Origin of the sequence: Streptomyces humi (genome assembly GCF_001005085.2) — a bacterium.
GTDB classification, from domain to species: domain Bacteria; phylum Actinomycetota; class Actinomycetes; order Streptomycetales; family Streptomycetaceae; genus Streptomyces; species Streptomyces humi.
On record NZ_LBMU02000088.1, the window covers coordinates 124,645 to 150,017 of the forward strand.

The window sequence follows — 25,373 nt, forward strand, 5'->3', positions numbered from 1 at the left end:
AAAGGAGGGCAGAGCCATGAGCGAGGCCGGCGCCGACGACGACCGCAAGAAGCACCGGGTGCACTTCGACCGCCACACACCGGAGTACCGCGACCAGTTCGAGGAGATCACCCACGACCTGCACGCCAAGTGCCCCATCGCCTGGACCGACACCCACGGCGGCCACTGGGTCGCCAGCGGCAACCGCGAGGTCTTCGAACTGGCCCGCGCGGCCGAGTTCCTCTCCAACGACCACGACGTCAAGGGCGAACGGCGCGGCTACAAGGGCATCACCATCCCCTCGCCGCCCCGCTCCCGCGAACAGCAGGGCGGCTTCCTGGAGATGGACCCGCCCGGCCAGCGCCACTACCGCCAGGCGCTCAACCCCTACCTCTCCCCGGCGGCCGTCGCCCGCTGGATCCCCTTCGTCGACGAGGTCGTACGCGCCTGTCTGGACGAGAAGATCGAGGAAGGCCGCATCGACTTCGTCGACGACCTCGCCAACGTCGTCCCGGCCGTCCTCACCCTCGCCATGCTGGGCATCCCGCTCAAGGACTGGACGGTCTACAACGAGCCCGCCCACGCCTCCGTCTACACCCCGCCCCACTCGCCCGACATGGCACGGGTCCTGGAGCTGAGCCGGAACATGGGCCGCAGCCTCTACAGGTCCCTGCTGGAGATCCGGGAGCACCCCAGGCCCGGTCTGGTCGACGCCCTCGTACACGCCGAGATCCACGGACGGCGGCCGTCCGACGAGGAACTGGTCGGCGTGCTGGCCCTGCTCGTCGGCGGCGGCTTCGACACCACCACGGCACTGACCGCGCACGCCCTGGAGTGGCTGTCGCAGCATCCCGGTGAGCGGGACCGGCTCAGCCGGGAACGGGACACCCTGCTGGACTCGGCGACCGAGGAGTTCCTGCGCTTCTTCACTCCGGCGCCGGGCGACGGCCGCACCATCTCCGCGGACTGCGAGATCGCCGGCCAGCGGTTCGAGGAGGGTGAACGCCTGTGGCTGTCCTGGGCGATGGCCAACCGGGACCCCGCCGTCTTCCCCGACCCCGACCGCGTCCACCTCGACCGCAAGGGCAACCGGCACAGCAGCTTCGGCCTGGGCATCCACCGCTGCATCGGTTCGAACGTCGCCCGCACGGTGTTCAAGCGGATGGTGACGGCCGTGCTGGACCGGATACCGGACTACCGCTGCGACCCCGACGGCACCGTCCACTACGAGACCATCGGCGTCATCCAGGGCATGCGGCACCTCCCGGCGGCCTTCACCCCGGGCAGGCGCCTCGGCCCCTCGCTCGACGAGACGCTGGAGACGCTCCAGAAGGCCTGCGACGAGCAGCGGCTCGCCGAGCCGGTGACCACACGCCCCGGCCGGGCGAAGACCGAACGCTGAAAGGGAGTCGACGAGTGGCCGCATCCCCGGAATCCGGTCCGGCCGGTCCGGCAGCCGCGTCCCCAGGGCGTCCGCTGCCCCTGGTCACCGACCAGAACCAGTTCTTCTGGACGTCAGGGGCGGACGGCCGGCTGCGGATCCAGGAGTGCACGTCCTGCACCGCCCTGATCCACCCGCCGCAGCCCGTGTGCCGGTACTGCCGCGGACGGGAGATGGGCGTACGGGCCGTCTCCGGACGGGCGACCCTCATCGGCTTCACCGTCAGCCACCGCTTCAGCCTCCCCGGCCTGCCGGCGCCGTACGTCGTCGCGCAGGTCGCCCTCGACGAGGACCCCCGGATCCGGCTCACCACCAACACCGTCGGGTGCGACCCCGGCGGACTAGCCCTCGGCATGCGCATGGAAGCCGTGTTCGAGCGGGCCGGGGAGGACGTGTGGCTGCCGCTGTTCCGGCCGGCCGCCGAGCAGGGGGAACCCGCACCGCTCCCCGCCGACGAGACCGCACCGGGCCAGACGACGCGCCGCATACGACCGACGCGGAGCACAAGGAGGTTCGAGGACGACGTCGCCCTCACCGGCATCGGCGCCTCCCCGCTCGGCCGCCGGCTCAGGATCCACCCGCTCTCCCTCACCGTCCAGGCCTGCGAGGCCGCCGTCGCCGACGCCGGACTCACGCTGGACGACATCGACGGGCTGGCCAGCTACCCGGGCGCCGGCGCCTACGGCGGCTTCGCCGAGGGCGGCGTCACCGCCCTGGAGGCGGCCCTCGGTATCCGCCCCACCTGGCACAACGGCGGCAGCGAGACCTTCGGCCCCGGCGGCTCCCTGATCTCGGCGATGCTCGCGGTGGCCGGCGGCCTCGCCCGCCATGTGCTCTGCTTCCGCACCGTGTGGGAGTCCAGCCACGCCGAACTCGTCAAAGAGGGCAGGGTCCCCGTGGCCGGCGGCGCGGACCCCGGCTGGCTCAAGCCCTTCGGCGCCACCTCCGCCGCCCATACCCTCGCCCAGAACGCCCAGCGGCACATGCACCGTTACGGGACCACCCGCGAGACCCTCGGCTGGATCGCCCTCAACCAGCGCGCCAACGCGGCCCTGAACCCCACCGCGATCTACCGCGCCCCGATGACGATGGACGACTACCTCCAGGCCCGCCCCATCACCACCCCCTTCGGCCTCTACGACTGCGACGTCCCCTGCGACGGATCCGTCGCCGTCGTCGTCTCGGCCCGCGACACCGCACGCGACCTCGCGAGGCCACCGGTCCTCGTGGAGGCCGTCGGCACCCGGATCACCGAACGCATCGAATGGGACCAGAGCACCCTCACCCACGAACCCCAGACCCTCGGACCCTCCGCCCACCTGTGGACCCGTACCTCCCTGCGCCCCGCCGACGTCGACGTGGCCGAGCTCTACGACGGCTTCAGCTTCAACTGCCTGTCCTGGATCGAGGCGCTGGGCTTCTGCGGCATCGGCGAGGCGAAGGACTTCCTGGACGGCGGCAAGAACATCGCCCGCGACGGCGTACTGCCCCTGAACACCCATGGCGGCCAGCTCTCCCACGGCCGCACCCACGGCATGGGGCTTGTCCACGAGGCGGTCGTCCAACTGCGCGGCGACGGCGGCGCCCGCCAGGTGCCCGGGGCCCGGGTGGCGGTGGTCAGTACCGGCGGGCTGACGCCCGGCGGGGCCATTCTCCTCAGGACGGACACGTGACAGAAAGCCATCCGGACGTGGTGTCCGGCGCGGTGCGCGTCGACGACATCTCCCTCTCCTACCGGGCGAGTTGGGTACGACAGCCACGCGCCGTCGTCCTCGCCCTGCACGGCGGCGGCACCGACTCGGCCTACTTCGACTGCCCCGGCCACCCTCGGCTCTCGCTGCTGCGCACCGGAGCCGCCCTCGGCTTCACGGTCGTCGCCCTCGACCGGCCCGGCTACGGCGCCTCCCTGCCCCACGCGCCCCGGCTGACCGACCCGGCCCGGCGGGTCGACCTCGCCTACGCGGCCCTGGACCGGCTGCTCGCCGTCCGCCCGGCGGGCGGCGGGGTGTTCCTGGCGGCCCACTCCGCCGGCGGTGAACTCGCCGTGCGGATGGCCGCCGACGAGCGCGGACGCACCCTGCTGGGCCTGGAGATCGCCGGCACCGGACGGCACCACCACCCGCGCTCGGTGGGCTTCCTGGAGAGCGGCGACGAGGAACTGCGCCGCCCCGGCCGGGCCCGCGACCGGCTCCGCGAAGCCCTCTGGGGCGCGAGCCACCTCTACCCGCCGGAGGTCCACGGCGGCGCGAGCATCGCCGCCGCCTCGCCCGCCTACGAGTCCGCCGCCCGCGGCTGGCGGTACGAGTTCCCGGACCTGGCGGCCCGCGTACGCGTACCCGTGCACTTCACCCTGGGCGACCACGAGGAGGTGTGGAGTTCCGGCCCCGCCGCCCTCGCCGACATCGCCTCCCTCTTCACGGCGTCGCCCCGCGTCCGGGTCCACGAACAGCGCGACGCCGGACACAACCTCAGCCTCGGGCACTCGGCCCGGGCCTACCACCTCAGGGTGCTGTCGTTCGCCGAGGAGTGCGCGGTGGCCCGGGAGACCGGCTACGCCCTGCCGCCACGACAAGGGAGAGCGGGATGAACCAAACCGATGCCGTCGCACTGCTGCTGCGCCTGGTGCTGGGCGTCGTCATGATCGCGCACGGCCTCAACCACTGGCGCGGCGGCGGCCGGATCGCGGGCACGGCCCGCTGGTTCACCGGCCTGGGCCTCACCCACGGCACACTCCAGGCGTGGCTGAGCGTGGTCACCGAGGCCGGTGCCGGCGTGCTGCTGCTGGCCGGACTGCTCACCCCGCTGGCCTGCGCGGCCGTCCTGTCGGTGATGCTGGTCGCGGGCCTCCTCGCCCACCGGCCCAACGGCTTCTTCGTCTTCAGAGAGGGTTACGAGTACGTCCTCACCCTCGCCGTCACCGCCCTGGCGCTGGCCGTCCTGGGCCCGGGCAGCGCCTCGCTGGACCACGCGGCGGGCCTCGGCCTCGACGGCTGGACGGGCGCGGGCCTCGCCCTCGGCGTGGCCGCGGTGGCCACCGCGGGCCTGCTCGCCGTGTTCTGGCGCCCCACGCCCGCGCCCACGCCCACGCCGGAACCGGCGCCCGGTCCCGAACCCGCCGAGCAGGAGGCCCGCTGATGCGCGTCGGATTCATCGGCCTGGGCAGCCAGGGCGCCCCGATGGCCCGCAGGATCGTGGACGCCGGCTACCGGACGACGCTGTGGGCCCGCCGGCCCGCCACCCTCGTCCCCTTCGGTGACACCCTGGCCGCACGCGCCGCCTCCCCCGCGGACCTGGCCGCGGCCAGCGACCTGGTCTGCGTCTGCGTCGTCGACGACGCGGACGTCGAGGAGATCCTCACCGGCGAGCACGGCGTCCTGGCCGGGTTGCGCGAGGGCGGGGTGGTCGCCGTGCACAGCACCGTCCATCCCGACACCTGCCGCCGCCTGGCCGACCGGGCCCGCACCCACGGCGTCGCCCTGGTCGACGCCCCGGTCAGCGGCGGTGGCCCGGCGGCCGCCCGCGGCAGACTGGTCCTGATGGCCGGGGGCGAGCCCGGCACCGTCGCCTACTGCCGTCCGGTGTTCGCGACCTACGCGGACCCGGTCGTGCACATGGGGCCGCTCGGCACCGGACAACTGGCCAAGCTCCTCAACAACGTCCTGTTCACCGCTAATCTGGCCACCGCCGCCGACACCCTCGCCCTCGGCCGGGGCCTCGCGATCGACCCGGAGGCCCTCGCCAGGGTCCTCGCCCACGGCAGCGCGGGCAGTTTCGCACTGAACCGGGTGGCGGCGGCCGGCGGCACCCTGGACCGGTTCGGGGACAGGGCCGGCCCCCTGCTCCGCAAGGACGTCCGGCTGGCGACCGACGTCGCCGAGACCGCCGGCGCCGTCCCCGACATCGTCCTGCCGGCCGCGCGCGCCGCCCTCGCCCTGATGAACGGGCAGAACCCGAGGGGCGGTTCAGGGCCGGGCATGGCGGACCCGGCCGTCGACGACGGTGAGCCGCACCAGCTCGGCCGACGGACGCGACAGGGCGACGGCCAGCGGCACGGACAGCAGGACGAGGTCGGCGGCCGAGCCGCCGCGCAGCCGAGGGGGAGGGGAACCGGGGGAGCGGGGCGGTGAGAGGTACGACGCCAACGCCGCGGCGGCGGTGACCCGTTCGGCGGGGTTCGCGGTACGCCCGCCGGGGACCCGGCGCGTCGTGGCGGCCCGGATCACGGACCAGGGGTCGAGCGGCCCGTACGGTGCGTCGCTCGACAGGGCCAGCGGGACCCCGGCGCGCAGGAACGAGGCGCAGCGGTACAGGTCGGCGTGCTCATGGGGCGGGGTGGCGTCGAGGAACGCGTCACCCCGGTCGGCGAGGAAGCCGGGCTGGGTCACCACCCTCAGCCCCAGGCGCCGTACGACGGGCACGGCCTCCGCCGGTACCACCGCGGCGTGTTCGACGCGGTCGCCGGGGAGCACGCCGGTCTGCTCCAGCGCCGCGAGCAGGAGGGCGAGCGACACCGCCGTGACCGTGTGCACGGCCACGGCACGGCCCAGCCGGTGCGCGGCGTCGATCTCCTCGGTCAGCAGGGTGAGGTCCGGCAGCCCGGAGTCCGCGAGGACGATCTTCCACGGCCCCGGCACCGGCCCCGGCCGCGCGACCGGCGGTGTGCCGAGCGGCGCACCGGGCCCGCCCGGAGCCCGACGAAGCGGCGCTCCCAGCAGCAGCAGCCGTTGCGGCAGGCGGCCGCTGTCCGCTTCCGCGGCGAGCGCGTCGACGGACCGGGCGGTCAGGTTCGGGGTGGCGTCGGTGACCGCGGTGATGCCGTGACGGGCCAGCCGGTCGCCCACCGCCGTCAGCGGGGGCACGGCGGCCTCGGGCAGCCGTTCGCGCAGCCAGTCGTCGGCCCGCCAGACCCGGCCGGTGGGCCGTCCGCCGGTGTCGCGTTCGACACCGGGATGACGTCCGTGCGTGAGGCCGACGCGTTCGGCGGCACGGGAGTTGAGCACCCACAGCGCTCCACTGCGGTGCTGCACACGCACCGGAACGTCCGCGCGCAGCGCGTCCAGTCCGGCGGTGTCGAGGTCCCCGGCGACCCGTTCGTCGTACCCGACGCCCCGGATCCAGCCGTGCCCGTCCGCGGCGGTCCGGTGCAGCGCCGCGCGCAGCGCCGCACGGTCGCGGACGTCCGGAGGGCCGCATCGTACGGAGGAGAACGCGGCCGCCAGGGCGAACAGGTGGAGGTGGTGGTCCGTCAGGCCGGGCAGCAGGGCCCCGCCCGCCGCGTCGAACGCCTCCTCGCCGGGCGCGCGCGTGAGGGCCGGGGCGATCTCCTCGATCAGCCCACCTCGGACGCGGACCGAGCACCGCCGGCCTTCGACCTCCGCGTCCCGGATCAGCAGGCCCCTCACGGCACCCGGATCCCGAGGCCGCGCAGTACGGAGACGGTGTCGGCGCCGCTCGCCGGGGCGTTGCCGGCCGGCCGGCGCGGCTGCGGAGCGGCCAACGGGTAGGCGGAGCCGCCGCTCTCCACCAGCCAGTCGTCACCGTGCCCGACGAGGCGGACGCCGTCACCGGCGGACAGGGCCAGGGAGGCCGACACCACGTCGGCCATCGCCACGTCCAGGACCGCGCCGCCGCCGTCCGGCGGCTCGGACAGGGCGAGCGCGGCGGCGAGCAGACCGGCGAGCGGGTCGGCCACCGCGTCACCGGCGAACACGGGCCGCCCGTCCGCGTCCGTGCCGAGCAGGCCGCGGGCGGCGGCCACGTCGTCACCGAAGCCGACCCGTCCCGAGGCACGCCCGTAGGCCGTGACGGAGACCCAGGTGCAGCCGCGGGCCGCCGCCGCCTCGGCGTCGAGTCCGAATCCGGCGAGCGCCCGGGGCCGCGAGGCCTCGACGACCACGTCGGCGCGGTCCACCAAGGCGTGCAGCGCGGCCCGGCCGTGCGCCTCGGCGGGGTCGAGGACGACCGAGGCCTGCCCGGCGTGCAGCAGGTCGTAGAAGGCGGGGTCACCGAAGCGCGCGCCGTCCGGACGGGACGGTGTCTCCACCTTGACCACCGTCGCTCCCGCCGTGCCGAGGAGGTGCGCGCAGAGCGGCCCCGCCCACAGCGCGCTGAAGTCGACCACCAGCAGCCCTCGCGCGTCACGGGGTGTTCCGGGCAACGGGCAGGACCGGTCCGGCCGGGGCCGGACCGAACCGCCCGCGAGACCCAGGAGTTCCACCCGCTCGTCGAGGTCGGCGCCGTCGTGCGTGGCGAGCCAGTCTGCCAACCGGCCGGGCAGCGCCGCGGCGTCGAGGTCGCGGCCGATCAGGGCGCTCCACAGCAGCGCGTCGTCCGGACGCGCGACGGACACGGCTGCCCAGCCGTCCCGGGTGGGCAGCAGCCGGCAACTCCCGCCCACCGACAGCCGTCCCCGCCGTCCGCGGCCGGTCAGGGCGGCCCGTTCGGCGAGCAGCCGGGCTCCGTCGAGCCTCGCCCCACCGGCGGCGGTGACGTGGTCGGCCAGCAGGGTCGCGAGGGTGGCCGCCCCACCGGGCGGGAGCAGCGGGGGCCCGTCGGGGCATCCCGTCAGCAGGGGGACGCCGCTGCGGGCCCAGTCCGCCGCGACGCGCACAGGATCGAACTCGGGCCGGGGCGGGGCCGGTTCGCAGGCTCCGGGGCGTGGCGGGCCCGGAGGAGACGCCGACGGTCCGCCGGGTGCCGGGCACGGGGACGACCGTGCCGTTCTGACGGATGCCCGGTCGTCGGCCATGCCGGGATGGTAGATCAGAGAGGTGCCCGTGACCACAGCGATCTCCGTGACCGATCTCGCGGCCGGGGCGGCGGACGCCGACCTCCTGGACGACCGGGCGCGGCCGTCCCGCCCGCTGCTGGTCGTCGATCTGGACGCGGCGACCGCACCCACCGCCGCCGACGTCGAACAGGCCGTGCGCCGGGCCCGGGAGAGCGGCCGGCTGCTGGTCGGACGCACCGCACGCCCGGCTCCCGACTGCTCCGACGACCTCCTCCACGCCCTGGACGTGACCCTGGTCCGGGCTCCCCACGACCGTCTCTGCGCGACCGACGCCGCCGGGAGCCCCGCCACGGTGGCCGTCACGGACCCGGCCGCCGAGGCGGAGTTCCTGCGCGCACGGGCGGCGGAACAGCCGGCGGCGGCGCTGGTCCTGCGCCAGGTCCTCGGCATGGCCGCCGGCCTGCCGGTGCCGCAGGCCCTCGACCTGGAGTCGATGGCGTACTCGACGCTGCTCGGAGGGTCCGGTTTCGCCCGGTGGCTCGCGGCGCGGGGGTCACGGCCCGCCCCGCCCCGCGCGTCCCGTGATCCCGTGCTGGTGCGCCGGGCGGCCTACGTCCTGCGGATCACGCTCGACCGGCCCGAGCGGCGCAACGCGCACGGCGCACAGTTGCGGGACGCCCTGGCCGCGGCCGTCGACATCGCCGTCTGGGACGAGAGCGTGCGGGAGGTGGTCCTGGACGGCAACGGTCCCTGCTTCAGTTCCGGTGGCGACCTGGACGAGTTCGGTACCGCCGACGACCTCGCCGCCGCGCATCTGGTCCGCACCCGGGCGGGGGTGGCCCGGCGCCTGCACGCCCTCGGCGGACGGCTCACCGCGAGGATCCACGGCACGTGTGTCGGCGCGGGCGTCGAACTGCCGGCCTTCGCGGCCCGCCTGCTGGCGGCCCCCGGCACCACCGTGCGGCTGCCCGAACTGTCCATGGGCCTGATTCCCGGCGCCGGGGGCACGGTCGGCATCCCCCGCAGGATCGGTGGCCGGCGGACCCTGTACCTGGTCCTCGACGGCCGGCCCGTCCCGGTCGAACGGGCCCTGGCCTGGGGCCTGGTGGACCGGATCGAGGAGTGAGACCCCGGCGCCGACGCACGGCACCCACGGGACCGGCGACGCTCTGACGCCTGCCCACCCGACGCCGCTCACGGCCCCCGGCGGTGGCTCCCAGAAACTTCTAACATTATTTTCATCAAAATTGTCAACAATCCTGTGGCCCCTTCCCTACAGTCTGGGACTCGAACGAGCCGCACAGTCCGTCCTGCCCCGGTCCTGCCGGAGCGGTGCGCAGGTACCGCTGTGACCACGCATCACCTGCACAGGGAGATTCACGGTGGACATCAACCGCAGAACCGCCATCCGGGGCGCAGCGGCCGTGGCCGCGCTCGGTATCGCCGAGAGCACGGCGGGCGCGGCCTTCGCCGCCACCTCGTCGTCACGCGGCGCGTCGAGCACGTCGAGCACGTCGAGCGGGTCCTCGGCCTCCTCGCTGGAGTTCGATTCCACCGCCTGGTCGTACGACTCGACCAACGACGTGTACTACCAGCTGGGGAAGACATATGTCACCGACCCGGCCGCGACGGACATCGAGAACCTGTCGATCTACGTGCCGGGCGCCTACCTCACGGCCACCGCGAACAGCGACGGGACCACGTACACCGCGAAGGCCGACCCCAAGGGCACCGTCGGCGGCTACTCGGGACGCACCGCACCCATCGTCATCCCGGTCAACACCCCCGGCTACGCCGCGCAGAAGCCGGCCACCTCCTACAGCTACAGCAGCGTGTCGAAGTACCTGGAGGCCGGGCACATCTACGTGTGGCCGGGCCTGCGCGGCCGGGACAGCTCGACCAGCGACCGCTCCGACGCGGCCCCCTGGGGCGTCACCGACCTCAAGGCCGCGGTCCGCTTCCTGCGGTACAACCGGGACCTGCTGCCCGGCAGCACGGACGACATCGTCCTGTTCGGCATGAGCGGCGGCGGCGCCCAGGACACCGTGGCGGGCGCGTCCGGTGACAGCCCCCTGTACGAGCCCTACCTGCGCACGATCGGCGCGGCCATGGAGGACGCCCACGGCCGGCCGCTCAGCGACGCGGTCGCCGGCGTCATGGCCTGGTGCCCGATCACCAGCCTGCACGAGGCCAACCTGTCCTACGAATGGAACATGGGCCAGTTCGCCTCCACCGGCACCCGTGCGTCCGGCACCTGGACCAGCGCCTACTCGACGGACCTCGCGAAGGCCTGGCCCAGGTACGTCAACCGGCTGGGGCTGCGCGACGAGCGCGGCCGGCGCCTGGAGCTGACCGAGTCCGGCGACGGCATCCACCTGCGCGGCAGTTACTACGACCACCTGATCGAGGTGATCACCACCTCGCTGAACAACTTCCTGGCCGACACCACCTTCCCGTACACCATCACCACGATGGGCGGCCCGCCCGGATCGGGACAGACCGGGACCTCCACCACGTACGAGACGGTCGACGACTACCTCGCCTACCTCAACACCGACGACACCTGGGTCGCCTACGACGCCGCGACCAACACCGCGACGGTGTCCGGCCTCGAGGGCTTCGTCAAGAGCCAGAAGGCCGCGAGCAAGCCCGTCGGCGCGTTCGACGGCTACTCCCGCGGGCAGACCGAGAACGGCGTCTTCGCGATGGGGCTCGGCGCCCCGGCGCACTTCGCGCCCCTCACCCGGGACGTCGTCAAGGCGAACGAGTCGGCGTACGCGACGTACTCCGACTGGCAGTCCGACTACGGTTCCGCGGCGTACGACAGCGACTTCGCGAAGAAGGACAGCGTCGGCAAGGACATGGCCTGGCGGGCCGACGTGTACAACCCGCTGTACTACCTCTCGCCCGCCTTCGCCGGCTACCGCCGGTCGAAGCCGGCCCGCCACTGGCGCATCCGCACCGGCATCATGCAGGGCGACACCGCCAACACGACCGAGATCAACATCCAGCTGGCCCTGCGCAACTACGGCATCCAGGACGTCGACTTCGCCACCGTGTGGGCCCAGGGGCACACGATGGCCGAGCGCACCGGCGACTCGACGACGAACTTCATCGCCTGGGTGGAGTCCATCACCAAGAACTGAACACCCTTCCGGCCAGGGCCGGGCACCTCACCGACGAGTCTCGGTCAGGTGCCCGGCACCACGGGCACGGTCAGCAGGCGGCCACCCGGTCCGCACACGGTGCCGGGATCCTCCGCCGCCTTGTCCCGTCGGTCGTCCGACCGGCGCCACGGTGGCACCGCCGAGCCGACCCCATCGAGGACGCGCGGCAGGGCGGCCCCCGGTGTCCGGAGCCTCCGACTGCCGGGCGGCCGCCGGGACTTGGATGCGCACGGGCCGAGGTGCCTGGATCTTCCGGCGGAGGCACGGCGTGCCGTACGGTGCGTACCGAATCGGATCCCGGGGGACCGGGGCGAGGCGGGGACCGGAGGGGAAAGTGCGCGAGAGGCCCGGCGGGCAGGGTGCTGTGGCGGACGTCGGGAGGCCGGCCGGCGCGATGGTGGTGGTCGAGGACCTGCGCCGCACCTACGGCACCGGCGACACCGCCGTGCACGCGCTGCGGGGTGTCTCGTTCACCGTGCCGCGCGGCGAACTCGTCGCCCTCAAAGGGCGCTCCGGCTCCGGCAAGACCACCGTGCTCAACCTGGTCGGCGGCCTGGACACGCCGGACGGCGGCCGGATCGCCCTGGACGGCACCGACCTGGCCGGCCTCGGCTCCGACGGCCTGCTGGCGCTGCGCCGTGACCGCGTCGGCTTCGTCTTCCAGTCCTTCGGCCTCATCCCCGTTCTGACCGCTGCCGAGAACATCGGGGTGCCGCTGCGCCTGCGGAAGGTGCCGGCCCGCGACCGCGAGGACCGCGTACGACTTCTGCTGTCCCTCGTCGGCCTCTCCGACCACGCCGACCAGCGTCCCGGCGAGCTGTCCGGCGGCCAGCAGCAGCGGGTCGCGATCGCCCGGGCGCTGGCCAACAACCCTGCCCTGATCATCGCCGACGAACCCACGGGCCAACTCGACGCCGACACCGGTCTCAGTGTGATGAACCTGCTGCGCGCCGTCGTCCGCAGCGAGTCCGTCACCGCCCTCGTCGCCACCCACGACACACAACTCCTCGCGCTGGCCGACCGCGTGCTCGAACTCCGCGACGGCCGCATCGTCGAGGACGTCTGACAAACCTGCCGGGAGGTCGTCGTCACGGATCGCGTCCCTCGTACGGACGTCCGCATTATCCTGACGACCGTCCGACAGCGTTGTCCGCAGAGCTCACCTCCCCGGGGGACCGTGTGCCACTTCACGAACAGCCCACCGGGGCACCGGATCTGGCCGAGCTGCGCCGGCGGGCCGCGGCCGGCCCCCCGAGCCGTGAGGCGGGGATGGTCGTGTGCGAGAACCTGGTGCGGATCTACCAGTCAGAGGGCGTCGAGGTCCAGGCACTCCAGGGCCTGGACCTGACCGTGGCCCGGGGGGAGATGATCGCGGTGGTGGGGGCCTCCGGCTCGGGCAAGTCCACCCTCCTGGGCATACTCTCCGGGCAGGACGTGCCCACCGCGGGCGCCGCGGAGGTCGACGGACACGACCTGCTGGCGATGAGACGCCGTGAGCGGCTCGGCTACCGGCGCCGCACGGTGGGCTTCGTCTGGCAGCAGACCTCCCGCAATCTCCTGCCCTACCTCTCGGCGGCCGAGAACGTGATGCTTCCGATGACGTACACCGGGATCGGACGCGCCCGGCGCAGGGCCAGGGCGGAGGAACTTCTCGACCTGCTGTCCGTCGGCCATTGCCGGGACCGCACCCCCGACACGCTCTCCGGCGGTGAGCAGCAGCGGGTCGCCATCGCCGTCGCCAACGCCAACGAACCGCGGGTGCTGTTCGCGGACGAACCCACCGGCGAACTTGACACCGCCGGCAGCGACGAGGTCTTCGCGGCGCTGCGCCGGGCCAACGAGGAACTGGGTGTCACCGTGGTCGTGGTCACCCACGACGCGCTGGTGTCCGAGCAGGTGCAGCGCACCGTACGGATCCGTGACGGCCGTACCTCGACCGAGGTGGTGCGTGGCGTCGCCACCGGCGAGGACGGTGTCGAGGTGCGCACCGCCGAGGAGTACGCGGTACTGGACGGCCGTGGCCGGCTTCAGCTGCCGGTCGAGTTCACCGAGCGCCTGCACCTGCGCAAGCGGGTGCGGCTGGTGCTGGAGAGCGACCACGTCGGGGTGTGGCCCGACGCCGCCGCCCGCCGGGCGAGGGACGCGGCACAGGACCCGTCGACCGGTGGCACCGCACCCTGAGTACGTCACGCCAGGCGCAGTACGCTGCCCAGTCCCCGCCTGCGGGCGAGGACGGTCTCGGTGACCGCGGCGGCGAGGATCAGCGCGGTCACGCCGGCGACGAGGGCGACGGTCAGCGCGGAGTCGGTGTGCAGCGCCGGCTGGGCGGGTCCGCCGGTGAACTGCCGCAGGTCCAGTGCCCGTGCCAGGAGCCGGGGTTCGAGCAGCCCGAGCAGGGTGCCGCCCACCGCCGAGGCGACCGCCAGTGGCAGCAGTTGCAGGAAGTGCAGCGCCGCGGCTTCCCTGCCGCTCAGCCCGAGTGTGCGCAGGAACGAGGTCGTGCGGCTGCGTTCGTGGGAGGTGAGGGTCAGTTCGAGGAAGAGCGCGAGCAGGCCCGACAGGGCGGCCAGGATCGAACTGGTGGTGTAGATCGTACCGAGGCCCTGTGTCAGGCCGTCCGTGCGCAGGGCGGTCAACGTCTCGGAGCGGACGCGGATCCGGGCCGTCGGCCCGAGCGCCTTGGCCGCCGCCGACCGCAGTGCCGCGGGTCCGGCGGTGGCGGGCCCGTCGCCCTCCAGGAGCAGGACGGTGCTTCCGGCGGACTGCGGGGGCAGCCAGCGCTCCGCCCCGGCGGTGGTGATCAGCATCGGCGTCCCGGCGGCGATCTGCGCCGTCACCGGCCCGAGGAGGGGGTCGCGCAGTTGTGCGGAGGTGAGGGTGCCGACCGGACGGAAGACCAGGTCCACGGGGCGCTGCCCGGACGGCACGACGGTGGCGGTGAAGCCTCCGGTACGTTGTCGGGCCCGCAGATCGGGGGAGAGGAACGACGGCAGCGGGGCATGGGCGCCGGCCCGGGTTCCCACCGGGGCGGCCAGCCGGGACAGCAGGGCGTGGGCCAGCGGCGACTTCGGGGCGAGGGCGGCCAGTTGCCGGGGATCGACGGTGATCAGGGCGACCGGCGAGATCACCGCGCCGTCGGTCCGACCTGCCAGATCGAGGGTGTACAGATGCTGGAGGGCGGTCCGCGTCCCGGCGGTGCCGGACCCGGGTGCCGGGGCCACGGTCCCGGCCACGGTCGCGCTCGCGTCGGCGCCGGTGGTCCAGGCCGCCCCCGCGGCCAGGCCGTCGTCGATCGTACGGTGCACGAGCCCGCCGAACACGGCCGTACCCAGGGTCAGGACCAGGACGAACAGCGCCAGGCCGGTCGCCGGGGCGTCGTGGGCGGCCCGGGCGGCGCCGACGAAGGCGACCGTCCCCCGGCCGCGCCGGGTCCCCCGCACCACCGGGCGCAGCACCAGGGGGTAGACCCGCAGCAGGAAAAGGACGACGGTCAGCGCCACCAGCGCCGGCACCGCGCCCAGAATCCCGTCGGGGCCCTGCGAGCGGAGCGCGACCACGCCTGCCGCCGTCGTGACCAGCACCGTCAGCTCCAGGACCACGCGGCGGCCGGCGGCGACGTTGCGGCGCGGGCGCCGCAGGCGGCCGGGTCTGCGCGGCTCGCGGACCGCTGTCCAGGTCAGCAGCGGCACCGTCAGCGCCACCACGGCTGCGGCGAGAACGGCGGTCGTCGGCTGCGGCGAGCCCGACGTACCGGTGGGCGCCAGGGCCCCGCCCGCCGCCCAGCCCAGCAGCGCCGCGATCACCACCACCGGCCAGGCCACCGCGCAACGCAGCAGCACCAGCCGCGTCGTGGACGCGCCCCGCGCGCGCTGTAGCCGCAGGTGCGCCTGCCGTCGGCGCAGCAGCAGCCGTACCGCGACGGTGACGGTGGCCAGCGCGACCGCGGCCACTGCGTCGACGGCGAACGTCGCCAGCTCCCTGGCCTGTTCGTCCTGAGACGTGAAGGCGGCGAGCAGGGGAGTGAGGGAGTCGGTCACCAGCAGGGACCCGGTGGCCTGGCCGCCGACACGGCAGGCGGTGTCGCCGGTGATCGGATCGGCCCCCTGGCACAGGGCCGCGCTGAGCTCGGCGCTGTAGTGGGACAGCGGCCCGGTCAGGGCGCGGGCCCGGTCGAGCGCCGCTCCGGACAGGTCGGCGCGCAGCTGCCAGGTCACCCGCGGGCCACCCACCCCGGCTCCGGACAGCAGGTCGGCGGCGTCGCGGCCGACGAGGCCGCGGACGGCGAGCACCGTGCCGGCGGAGTGCTCGGCCGGGTAGCGGGACGGCTGGTCCAGCGTCTCCCGGCCGGCCCAGAAGTCGTCGGTCGCCGCCGTGGTGCGGTAGACGCCGCTCACCACGAGCCCTGCGCGGGGCGGGGCGTCCTGCACCCCGAGCGTCTTGGCGAACTCGACGGTCAGGCGGCTGCCGGTCCGGACACCGAGCGCCTGCGCGGTGGTCTGGGACAAGCCGATCTGCGGCGCGGTGCCCAGCGGCGTCCGGTCGGCCGGCGCGTGGCCGCCGACATAGCGCAGGTGGGCCCGTGCGGACGGCAGGTGGCTGACCGTCAGTTGGACGCTGGTGTCCGACGGTCCCGGTGGCAGCGGTGAGATCAGGGCTGCCTGGTTGTAGTCGTAGCTGCCTCCGGTGACGGTCACTCCTCGTGCGGCGGCGCCGCTGAACCGCTCGGTGAGGGTGCGGCCGGCGTCGAGCAGGTCGGCCGTGTGCAGGGCCGGCGGGACGGTGTCGAACACCTCGGGTGTGGTGCTGACGCTGATCAGGGGTGCCTGGGCCTGCGCGGCGTCGACGCGCTGTCGCAGTGCCCGGTCCTCCTGGCCGCCCGCGAAGGCGGGGGTCCACGCGCACAGCGCGGTCAGGACCAGGACCACCGCCGCCAGGCAGGCCAGCAGCGGCAGGTCGCCGCGGGTCTCCCTGCGTATCAGGCGCCGCGTCACCGCAGCGCCGGTGCCCACGGGTCGCGTCACCGGTCACCCCATTCGGTCGCGTCCGGCCGTCCGGCGCCCCGTGCGGACTCTTCCTGCCGTTCCCTCAACGGTCTTCCCCCGTTCGCAGCACCCGTGCGAGGTCGACCCGGGCCAGCAGCCGGGCCAGGCCCAGTACGACCGCGCTGACGGCCAGGGCGGTCGCCACCGTGGTGAACGCCACGACGGCCCACGGTACGACCAGGGGCAGCGGCGGATACGGGACCTGTCCGCTGTCGTCGACGGTGACCAGGGGCAGCACCGCCGACGCCAGGGACACGCCCATCAGTGCCCCCGGTACCACCGCGAACAGGGTCAGAGCCAGTTGCTCGGCGCCCAGCAGCGCGGACAGGCTTCCGGCCCGGACACCGATCGCGCGCAGCAGCGCGAACTCCGTGCGGCGCTGCCGCACGGACACCACCGCGTGGACGGTGAAGGCGACGACCGCGAACCCGGGGGCCACGTACCGGACCAGTTCCAGCACGCGGCGCAGCCCGCTGCGGAACGGGTCGGTCCGCAGGGCCTCGGCGGTGCGCGCGGTGGTCGTGACGCGGCCCAGCGCCGGCTGCGCCTCGGCGGCGGCGGCCGTGCGCGCGCTGTCGGTGCTGCCGAGCCACCAGAACGCGGGATCCTCCTGATCGGCACCGACCCGTGTCGTCGCGGCGGCCAGTTGGCGCTGGTCGGCGATCAGATGTCCCTGTCCGCGGCCCAGTCCGGGCAGCGAGCGGGCCCGGCCGACCACCACGGCGGTGACCCGGGCGCCGCCCAGATCCAGCGTGGTGGTGCTGCCCACGCCCAGGCGCCCGTCGCTCAGCGCCGAGGTGTCGGCGCGCACCGGCAGCGGAGCCGGCCGCCCGTCAGGCACCGCCACGAGCCGCACCCGGCTGCCGGGCACGGTGTCGTAGTCACTGCTCGACAGGTAGCCGCCGAAGAGGTCACCGGTGGACTGCGAGGCCCGGATGCCGGTGCTGACGGTCGCCCGGAACACCTCGGAGCCGCCGGGAACGACCGAGCACACCCCGGGGGTGCCGGGGGTGTAGCCACCGGTCGGTCTTCCCTCGCACGCCCCCGCGGCGGAGTCCGTGGCGTGGGCCGTGCCGTCGGCCCAGACCTGCCCGCCGGGCAGCCGGGTGACCCAGGTGTCCGTGGCACCGCGCGCGCCCAGCCGGAGCAGTTCCAGGTCCAGCCGCGCGGGCCGCACGTCCGGCTGCGGCAGCACGCTGACGCTGGTCACCGTCAGCGGGTACTCGCGCGGATGACCGCCGCTCAGCGCCACGTCGAGGGGTACCACGACGACGTGCCTGGCGCCGTCGGCGGCGGGCAGACGGGCCGTGACCGTGCTGACGAGGCCGGACGCGTCCTGCACGGTCAGTTCCAGGTTCGGTGCCGCCCGGCTGCCGTCGCTGCCGAGGCGCTCGTCGAGGAGCAGCGCGGTCGGTCGCCCGGGGAGCCGTAGGCCGGGGACGGCCGGGTGCGGGGTGCGGGGTGCGGGACCGCCGATCGTGCCGACGAGCTCCTCGGTGGCACCGCCCGGCAGGGTCACCGTCGACTGCGTCACCGGTGTCACGGAGGTCGCCGCCGGCAAAGCGCGGTAGGCGGCGGCCAGTACGGCGGCGGGGTAGCTGTCGGCCGCGGAGGGAGAGAGGCGCACGTCCGCGCCGACGGTGAACGCGGCCTGCTCGGACGCCAGGCCGTCCAGGCAGGCCAGCGCGGTGGCGGCGAAGGCGCTCACCGACACGGCCAGGCACATCAGCGCCACCGGTCCCGCGGTGCGCGCGGCGCGCCGGCTCAACTGCCAGCCGGCCAGCGGGAGGACGAGGCCCCGGCTGCGCCGGCCGAACGCGTCCAGCAGCAGGGAGGCCAGCGGCAACAGCCGTAGCAGCAGCAGCGCGGCGGCGCCGGCCACCAGGGCCGGCACCAAAACCAGCACCGGGTCCGCGGACGCGGTGCCGGTGCCCATACCGGCGATCAGCGAGTGGTGCCGCCGCAACTCCAGATACCCGAGGGCCGCGACGGCCAGCAACGCCAGGTCGGCGCCCAGCCGTTGCGCGACGGCGGCCCGCGCGCCGCGGGACGGCCGCGACCTGGCCGACGGCAGCACGGGCAGCAGCACCGCGGCGGCATGCACCAGCAAGGTCAGACCTGCCGCCGCCCACGCGCCGGAGCCCGGGCTGCCAGGGTGCGGCAGCCCGGCCACGAACGGCGCTGCGACAGCGGCCGGAACGCCGGTGAGCGCCCACTCGGCCGCCGCGCCGCGCAGCAACCGCAGTGTGCCGGCGCCCCTGGCCCGTTGCAGGACCAGCTCCGCGTGCTGGCCGCCCGTCAGCTGACGGGCGGCCAGCACCAGGGTGGCCAGGGCGAGGGCCGCCAGCATCGCGCCCGGCAGGTACAGCGAGGACCTGGCCGCCACCATCGGCACCGTCAGGTCGTCGATCGCGCCCGGCAGGCCCGATACGACGGTCAGGTCCTCCAGCGTCGGCTGCCGCCCGCCGAACACCGACACCCGGCTCTCGCTGCCGGAGAAGGCGCGCAGCCGGTCGTGCAGCCCGGCGAGACTGCCCGCGTCGACACGGGCGTAGTCGGGCAGCACGCTCCAGCGGGCCGTCAGCTGTCCGTTCAGTACGGCGCTGCCGTTGAGCGCCGAGGCGGACACCACCAGCAGGTGCTGTTCGGCGGTCTCGCCCTGGGCCAGGTTGCCGGCCATCGCGGGCCAGAACCCGACGGCGCCCCTCGCCCGGAAGACACCGGTGATCCGCACGGTCATGGCGTGCTCGAAGCCGTCCTGCACCCGAAGGCCGGTACCGGCTCCGACGCCCAGGCGCCTGGCCAGCGCGACGGGCACCGCCGCCTCGACCGGGGCGGTGGACCCGGTGGCGACCGGGACGTCGGGGAGCGAGGTGAACGCGCGGGCCGGGGCGGCCGCCGTGTCCGCGGGCCACCGTCCGGCGACCAACTGCCCGAACCGGCCCGCGTCCTGGACCGCGACCGGGTGCAGCCCGCTGCCGCCGGGGCCGCGCGGCAGGCCCGTCACCCCGTCGATTCCCGTCACCGAGACGGGTGACATGCCGAGCAGCCCCGCGTACGTCCGCTGCGGCACCCCGGCGAACACCCGCTGGGCGGCGGCCCGCACATCGCGGTCCGCGGCGGCCATTCCCCCGGCCCGGAAGGACGCGCCGACGGCCACCTGGGCGTCCGGTGCGGCAGCGAGCCGCCGCACGGCCCCGTCCTGCACCGAACCTCCGGCCAGCGCCGCGAGCGCGGCCAGCGCGGTCGCACACAGCAGCACGGTCACCGCGACGGCTGCCGGCACCAGCCCGTGCCGTGTGGCGCGCCTGACGACGACGGGTAACCAGGACCGGGGCGGTCGCGGGGCGTCCGGGCGTCGCCGTGGCGAAGACGACAGGGCCGTGGCGGCCACATGAACCCCCGCAGAATCGAACATGTGACGGTGATCAGCGCGCCCCAGTCCTACCAGGCGTCACCCCGACCACACAAGAATCACCACACTGTTCCGCACCAGCCCTCTGCCGTCCGGAACAGACGCGGAAGCGGGATCCCACGTACGCGATCCTGCCGCCGGAGCGCCCGGGAGGCCGGAGCCGCCGTACGACCGGGGTGCCGCCGGAGCGGCCGGGAGGCCGGAGCCGTCGTACGACCGGGGTGCTGCCGGAGCGGCCGGGAGGCCGGAGCCGTCGTACGACCGGGGTGCTGCCGGAGCGGCCGGGAGGCCGGAGCCGTCGTACGACCGGGATGGCGCCGGGACGCGGTGACGGGTGGGCGTGCCACCGGCGCGGGCCCGCGGGGCACACCCGGTCCTCGCGCCGCGGTCCGGCCTGCGTGGGCGGGCGAGGGCGCCGGAGCACACCGGCGGAGTCCGGCCGGCTCCCCTCCACCGTCGTGCTTCCGCGCGCTGTGCGGGCCCTGTGCGTCGTACCGCGGCGGGGGGAAGGAACCGGCTTGAGCGCGCCGACGGGTGTGCCCCGCAGGCCTGCCGCCGCCCACCCCCGCCGCCGAGGGCCGGGCGAGCACAGAACCCATTCGGACCGCCAGTTCGGAGGCTGAGCCGTGACCATGGCCGACACACCCGCCCCCGTCCCCCGCGCACCCGGAGCGCTGCCGCTGCTCGGGCACGCCCTCGCGCTGCTGCGCGACCCGCTGGGTTTCCTGCGCTCGCTCCCGCCCCACGGCGATCTCGTCGCCGTCAACCTGGGCTCCCGCCCCGCGATCGTCGTGTGCGAACCCCGTCTGCTGCACCACGTCCTGGTCGACGACCACGTCTTCGACAAGGGCGGTCCCCTCTACGACCGGATCGCGGACTTCCTCGGCAACGGCCTGCTCAGCTGCCCGCACTCCCAGCACCGCCGCCAGCGCAGGCTCGTGCAACCCGCCTTCCATCCCCGCACGCTGCCCGGTTACGCCCACACGATGGCGGGCCGGTTCGCCGAGGCCGTCGGCACCTGGCGCGAGGACCAGGTGATCGACGTCCTGCACGAGACCCAGCAGATCTCCTCCAGCGCCTTGATCGCGACCCTGTTCGGCACCGGCCCGGACCCGGCCGGCAGGGCCCGGATAGCCGACGACGCCGCCACCCTGGTGGCCAACGCGTACCGGCAGGCGATCCGGCCGTCCTGGGTCAACGCCCTGCCCACACCCGCCAACATCCGCTGCCGCCGGGCCGTCGGGCGCCTTCGCGCCACCAGCACCGCGTACGTCGCCGAGCAGCGCGGGCGCGGCGACGCGGGCCCGATGCTCTCCGTGCTGCTGGCCTCCCGTGACGACGAGGGCGGCGGGCAGGGACTGTCGGACACCGAGTGCGTCGACCAGGTCGTCGTGTTCTTCCTCGCCGGAACCGAGACCACGGCGGCAACCCTGGCCTGGGCCATGCACCTGCTCGCCACCCGCCCCGACCTCCAACGCGAACTGCGCGGCGAGGCCGCCCGCGCCCAGAACCCGGCCGACCCCCGACAGCTGCCCCTGACCAGCGCCGTCATCACCGAGGTTCTGCGCCTGTACCCGCCGGCCTGGCTCTCGATGCGCACCACCACGACCGACACCGTCCTGGGCGGCCATCACGTCCCGGCCGGCACCACCGTCGTGTTCAGCCCCTACCTGATCCACCACCGCCCCGATCTGTATCCCGATCCCGAGCGGTTCGACCCCCGGCGATGGACCGGCCAGGCCCGACGGCCCCCGTCACGCGGCGCTTTCGTGCCCTTCGGCGCCGGCGCCCGCAAGTGCGTCGGCGAGCGCTTCGCGTTCACCGAGGCCGTCCTCGCGCTCGCTGCCGTCGTCGACCGCTGGCACCTGGAACCACCGGGCGGAGCCGCCTTCCGCATACCCAGGCCGATGACGTCGTTCCAGCCCACGGGTCTGCACCTGCGGGTCACCGCACCCCCTGCCGGCACCCCCGCCTCCGGCGGGCTGCCCTCGACGGAAGGACGGGCACGATGACCGACCAGAGCGTCGTGCGGCCGGCCGCCCCGTGGCCGGCCCCGTGGCGGGCGGTGGCGGGCGAGGCGGCGTTGAGCTGGCGGTTCATTCGCAACGACCCGTGGGCCGGGCTCTGTCCGGGAGTGGCGTTCACCGTCGCCGTCGCCTGGCACCACCGGCTGGCGCCCGACCGGTTCGCGTGGACCGTCGCGGGGTCGGTCCTGTACTTCTACCTCTACCTCTACGGCTTCTGCCTCACCAACCAGCTCACCGGCCGGCTCGAAGACCGCATCAACAAGCCCACCCGGCCGCTCCCGCAGGGCCACGCCGGCACGCGGGGCACCGTCGTGCGCGCCGGCGTCGTCTTCGTCGCCTTCCCCCTGGTGGGCGCCCTGCTCGGGGTATGGGTGTGGGCGCTGGCCTGGGAGGCGGTGACGGTCCTGAACAACCTGGCAGGCGGCGCCCGCCGGTGGCTGGTCAAGGACGCCGTCATCGGCTCCGGGGTGCTGCTGATGCTCGCTCCGGCCTGGCAGATGGCCGCCCCGCTCACCGCGGACACCTGGCGGTGGATGCTCACCCTCGCCGTAGTGATCTTCCTGCTCATTCCCGTGCAGGACCTTCGAGACGTACCGGGCGACACCGCGGCCGGCCGCGTCACCTTTCCCATCGCCTTCGGTGAGCCCTTCACCCGCGCCTTCCTGGCCGTCGGCTTCTCCCTGCTGCCCCTGGTCGACCACTTCATGCTGCTGCGCGCGTCCACCGCCACGGCCTGGATCGCCGAAGCGGCGACAGCCGCCCTGTGCGTGACCATCGCCTGGCGGGTGACCCGCGGGCGCTCGCCGGCCCACGACCACCTCACCTACCGCCTCTTCGAGTACTGGTACGCCGCGATCCTCGCCGCCGCGATCATCACCCTGTAGCAGCCGGCCGCGGCCGGACCTGCGGGTCCGCCATCGCGGTGGCTCGGCGGGTGGTGGCCCGGACGGTACCTCTGAGGCTCCTCAACTCGCTTGGCGAGCACCGGTCACGGCCGTCAGGCTGATCTCCATGACAGGAATCGTGGGACTGGGCAGGAAGAACACCTTCGTGCTGACCATCCGGGACGCGGACGAGGTCGCGGCGGCCCTGCGCGAGGCGCTCGCGGAGGCCTCGCCGGAGGAACGCCCGGGCCTGGAACGCGCCGCCGCACTCGTGGAGTCCACCGCCGCCGCCACGGAGGCCCGGCTGCGCGCCCGCTGGGTCCGCTCCCGGCTGGCCGCCGCCGGCTTCACCGGGGACGTCGGCTCGGTCGCCGCGGTGAAGGCGCTGCGTCAGGCGGAGCCCACGCTGAGCCTGCTCGCGGCGGTGCAACTCCAGCGCGAGGCGGTGGCGCACCCCGAGTGAGCCGGCGTCCGTCCCACGGACCCGGTCGGGCTGCCGAACGACTCAGGGAGACCCTGGGCGCCGTGGGCCACGGCCTGAACCGGCACGGCCGTGACCCGGACGAGACGTTTGTTCGGGCGGAATCGGTGCACACGATGAGCTGACACAGCCCTTATTCGAGGAAGCGAGACGCATCATGGGCATCATCGCGTGGATCATCATCGGCCTGCTCGCCGGCGCCATCGCCAAGGCCTTGATGCCGGGCAAGGACCCGGGCGGCATCATCGTCACCATGCTCATCGGCATCGTCGGCGGTCTGCTCGGCGGCTGGCTCGGCAAGGTGATCTTCGGTGTGGACTCCATCGACGGGTTCTTCGACCTGTCCACGTGGATCGCCGCCATCGTCGGCTCCCTCATCCTGCTGGTCCTCTACCGCCTCGTCACCGGTAACCGGCACTCGCACCGCCACGCGTAACGCGGCGAAGGCATACCCCGACGCGACCTGAACGGCTCCCTCCCTGAACTCACGGGACGGGAGCCGTCAGCGTGTACGACCACTCCACCGCGCGGTTCATCGGCCTGGCAGCGCTCCGGCAGCAACTCACCACGATCAACCCGGTCGGGATCTTCGGTCCGGTACTCGGTTCCGACTACGCCGGTTCGATCCGCATCATCCACGCGATGCTCACCGGTGCCATGCGCGCCGCGCCGCCGATCTGGACCAATACGGTCGACGTCCGGGACGTCGCCGACCTGCACGTCAAGGCGATGACCTCGCCGACCGCCGCCGGGCGGCGGTACCTGGCGCCGGCGGGCGAACCGATCTCCTTCGGGCAGATCGCGCTCGCCCTGCGCTCCCAGCTGGGCGCAGCGGCCGTGAGGGTTCCCGCCCGGTCGGCTCCCGCCTGGCTGCTGCGGCTGCTGTCCACGGTCAGCCCGCGGCTGCGCGAGACGTTGCCGCAGTCGGGCGTGGCCCGCCGGGCCGGCAACGCCAAGGCCCGCGAGCAGTTGGACTGGGCACCACGCCCGAACGAGGAGAGCGTGGTCGCGAGTGCACGCGGTCTGGTGCGGCTCGGCCTGCTCGCCGGCTGAGGTCGGAGGATGAGCGACATGGCGGACACCCTCGGCGACTTCCTGCGGGCCCGGCGGGAACAGCTCAGCCCCCAGGAGGCCGTGCCTGCCCGCCGGAGTACGCCGCCGCGCCACCGGCTGCACCCGGTTCCACCACCCCTCGGTCGGGCAACTGGACCTCCACTACGAAAAGCTCCTCAGACCAGAGGCGCAGCAACTCCTCGTCGTCCACCACGCCGAGCAGGGCTCACCCGGCGCCGAGCGCCTGCGACTGCTCACCAGCCTCTGAACCCGGGCAGGGGGACGACATCTCGACGGTTGCGTTCGGATGGAGACCAGCCTGCTTACACCTCAATCGAGTTGACCACCTCCGCCAGGCAGTGCTGAGGTCGGCAGGTGGACAGCATCCCCGCCAACCGGCGGTTCTGGAATCAGATCAGCAGCGCCTACCAGCACGAGCACGATCCGCAGATCGGAGCCGCACCCCGGCTGTGGGGCATGTACTCCGTCCCGGACGCGCACCTGCGCGCCCTGGGTGACGTCACCGGCAAGCGCGTCCTCGAACTCGGCTGCGGCGCCGGCCAGTGGTCCAGGGCGCTCGCCGCCGAGGGCGCCACCGTGGTCGGGCTCGACCTGTCCGAAGCCCAACTCGCCGCAGCGGAACGTGCGATGGGAGCGGCCCGCTACCCGCTGGTGCAGGGCGCCGCCGAACGACTCCCCTTCGCCGCGGACAGTTTCGACCTGGTGTTCTGCGACTTCGGCGGGCTCAGCTGGGCGCCCCCGCACCTGGCCGTCCCGCAGGCCGCACGCGTCCTGTGCCGGGGCGGGCGCCTGGTGTTCAACGTCGCCAGCCCATGGTTCGAAGCCTGCTACGACGAGGCCGCCGGCCGCGTGACCACGACGCTGCGGCAGGACTACTTCGGGCTGGACACCATCGCCGAGGACGACGGCGCGACCAGCTATCAGCTCACCTACGGCGACTGGGTCAGGGTCCTGCGCGGCGCCGGTCTCGTCATCGACGACCTCATCGAGCCTCGGCCCGAACGCGGAACACCCAACGGCTACAACGAGACCGACCCACCCGACTGGGCACACCGCTGGCCGGCGGAACTCCTCTGGGTGACCCACAAACCGTAGGCTCCACCGGCTCCCGAAGAGCTGTCGCCCCCGACGAT

19 protein-coding genes and 1 pseudogene are annotated in these 25,373 nt (G+C 74.2%); 16 read left to right on the top strand and 4 right to left on the bottom strand.

Going from position 1 to position 25,373, the window contains the following annotated elements; translation table 11 throughout:
• The first annotated feature begins 16 nt into the window (after positions 1-16).
• The 5 genes from AAW13_RS34740 to AAW13_RS34760 are packed head-to-tail and all read left to right on the top strand — an operon-like array spanning position 17 to position 5,547.
• Complete coding sequence (locus AAW13_RS34740; protein ID WP_046731365.1) at positions 17-1,381, top strand: cytochrome P450; 1,365 nt, start codon at positions 17-19, stop codon at positions 1,379-1,381.
• A gap of 14 nt (positions 1,382-1,395) precedes the next feature.
• On the top strand, positions 1,396-3,093 hold the full coding sequence (locus AAW13_RS34745; RefSeq protein ID WP_046731366.1) for a thiolase C-terminal domain-containing protein: 1,698 nt from the start codon (positions 1,396-1,398) through the stop codon (positions 3,091-3,093).
• On the top strand, positions 3,090-4,007 hold the full coding sequence (locus AAW13_RS34750) for an alpha/beta fold hydrolase (protein ID WP_206306321.1): 918 nt from the start codon (positions 3,090-3,092) through the stop codon (positions 4,005-4,007). Before AAW13_RS34745 ends, AAW13_RS34750 begins: the two co-directional genes overlap by 4 nt.
• Positions 4,004-4,555, top strand: a complete 552-nt coding sequence (locus AAW13_RS34755; RefSeq protein ID WP_046731367.1) for a DoxX family protein — start codon at positions 4,004-4,006, stop codon at positions 4,553-4,555. Before AAW13_RS34750 ends, AAW13_RS34755 begins: the two co-directional genes overlap by 4 nt.
• Positions 4,555-5,547, top strand: coding sequence for an NAD(P)-dependent oxidoreductase (locus tag AAW13_RS34760; RefSeq protein ID WP_079179077.1), 993 nt, complete (start codon positions 4,555-4,557; stop codon positions 5,545-5,547). Before AAW13_RS34755 ends, AAW13_RS34760 begins: the two co-directional genes overlap by 1 nt.
• Here the strand turns inward: AAW13_RS34760 and AAW13_RS34765 are convergent.
• Both AAW13_RS34765 and AAW13_RS34770 read right to left on the bottom strand, forming a co-directional pair.
• Positions 5,458-6,822, bottom strand: a pseudogene (locus tag AAW13_RS34765) (amidohydrolase family protein); the annotation flags it as partial. The gene AAW13_RS34760 and the pseudogene AAW13_RS34765 overlap by 90 nt on opposite strands.
• Positions 6,819-8,030, bottom strand: coding sequence for a CoA transferase (locus AAW13_RS34770; protein ID WP_046731369.1), 1,212 nt, complete (start codon positions 8,028-8,030; stop codon positions 6,819-6,821). The pseudogene AAW13_RS34765 and the gene AAW13_RS34770, both read right to left, overlap by 4 nt.
• Positions 8,031-8,196: 166 nt before the next feature.
• On the opposite strand from AAW13_RS34770, the gene AAW13_RS34775 reads away from it, so the two are divergent.
• From AAW13_RS34775 to AAW13_RS34790, 4 genes are all read left to right on the top strand, one after another.
• Positions 8,197-9,276 (top strand): enoyl-CoA hydratase/isomerase family protein, encoded by a 1,080-nt coding sequence (locus AAW13_RS34775; protein ID WP_046731460.1) that lies wholly within the window; start codon positions 8,197-8,199, stop codon positions 9,274-9,276.
• 256 nt (positions 9,277-9,532) lie between these two features.
• The gene (locus AAW13_RS34780; protein WP_046731370.1) at positions 9,533-11,296 is read left to right on the top strand and encodes a hypothetical protein; all 1,764 of its coding nucleotides are present in this window, start codon (positions 9,533-9,535) and stop codon (positions 11,294-11,296) included.
• A gap of 415 nt (positions 11,297-11,711) precedes the next feature.
• Positions 11,712-12,383 carry an ABC transporter ATP-binding protein gene (locus AAW13_RS34785; RefSeq protein ID WP_046731461.1) on the top strand — a complete coding sequence of 224 codons (672 nt, stop codon included), beginning with the start codon at positions 11,712-11,714 and terminating at the stop codon, positions 12,381-12,383.
• Between the two features lie 149 nt (positions 12,384-12,532).
• Positions 12,533-13,498 (top strand): ABC transporter ATP-binding protein, encoded by a 966-nt coding sequence (locus AAW13_RS34790; protein ID WP_046731462.1) that lies wholly within the window; start codon positions 12,533-12,535, stop codon positions 13,496-13,498.
• 5 nt (positions 13,499-13,503) lie between these two features.
• Here AAW13_RS34790 and AAW13_RS47515 read toward each other — a convergent pair whose 3' ends face one another.
• Both AAW13_RS47515 and AAW13_RS34800 read right to left on the bottom strand, forming a co-directional pair.
• Positions 13,504-16,338, bottom strand: coding sequence for a hypothetical protein (locus tag AAW13_RS47515; protein ID WP_276207621.1), 2,835 nt, complete (start codon positions 16,336-16,338; stop codon positions 13,504-13,506).
• A 64-nt stretch (positions 16,339-16,402) separates the two neighbouring features.
• Positions 16,403-19,645: an ABC transporter permease gene (locus AAW13_RS34800; protein WP_046731371.1), complete on the bottom strand. Its 3,243-nt coding sequence runs from the start codon at positions 19,643-19,645 to the stop codon at positions 16,403-16,405.
• A gap of 761 nt (positions 19,646-20,406) precedes the next feature.
• Here AAW13_RS34800 and AAW13_RS34805 point away from each other — a divergent pair.
• From AAW13_RS34805 to AAW13_RS34830, 7 genes are all read left to right on the top strand, one after another.
• Entirely contained in the window at positions 20,407-21,786 is a 1,380-nt protein-coding gene (locus tag AAW13_RS34805; protein WP_046731464.1) for a cytochrome P450, read from the top strand.
• Complete coding sequence (locus AAW13_RS34810) at positions 21,783-22,685, top strand: UbiA family prenyltransferase (protein WP_052768631.1); 903 nt, start codon at positions 21,783-21,785, stop codon at positions 22,683-22,685. Before AAW13_RS34805 ends, AAW13_RS34810 begins: the two co-directional genes overlap by 4 nt.
• Before the next feature lie 127 nt (positions 22,686-22,812).
• Positions 22,813-23,148, top strand: a complete 336-nt coding sequence (locus AAW13_RS34815) for a hypothetical protein (RefSeq protein WP_046731372.1) — start codon at positions 22,813-22,815, stop codon at positions 23,146-23,148.
• A 175-nt stretch (positions 23,149-23,323) separates the two neighbouring features.
• Entirely contained in the window at positions 23,324-23,602 is a 279-nt protein-coding gene (locus AAW13_RS34820; protein ID WP_046731373.1) for a GlsB/YeaQ/YmgE family stress response membrane protein, read from the top strand.
• Between the two features lie 71 nt (positions 23,603-23,673).
• The gene (locus AAW13_RS34825) at positions 23,674-24,219 is read left to right on the top strand and encodes a Rossmann-fold NAD(P)-binding domain-containing protein (protein ID WP_240528815.1); all 546 of its coding nucleotides are present in this window, start codon (positions 23,674-23,676) and stop codon (positions 24,217-24,219) included.
• An 85-nt stretch (positions 24,220-24,304) separates the two neighbouring features.
• Complete coding sequence (locus AAW13_RS47875; RefSeq protein WP_167391765.1) at positions 24,305-24,487, top strand: MmyB family transcriptional regulator; 183 nt, start codon at positions 24,305-24,307, stop codon at positions 24,485-24,487.
• A 107-nt stretch (positions 24,488-24,594) separates the two neighbouring features.
• The gene (locus AAW13_RS34830) at positions 24,595-25,335 is read left to right on the top strand and encodes a class I SAM-dependent methyltransferase (RefSeq protein WP_046731374.1); all 741 of its coding nucleotides are present in this window, start codon (positions 24,595-24,597) and stop codon (positions 25,333-25,335) included.
• Positions 25,336-25,373: the final 38 nt, after the last annotated feature.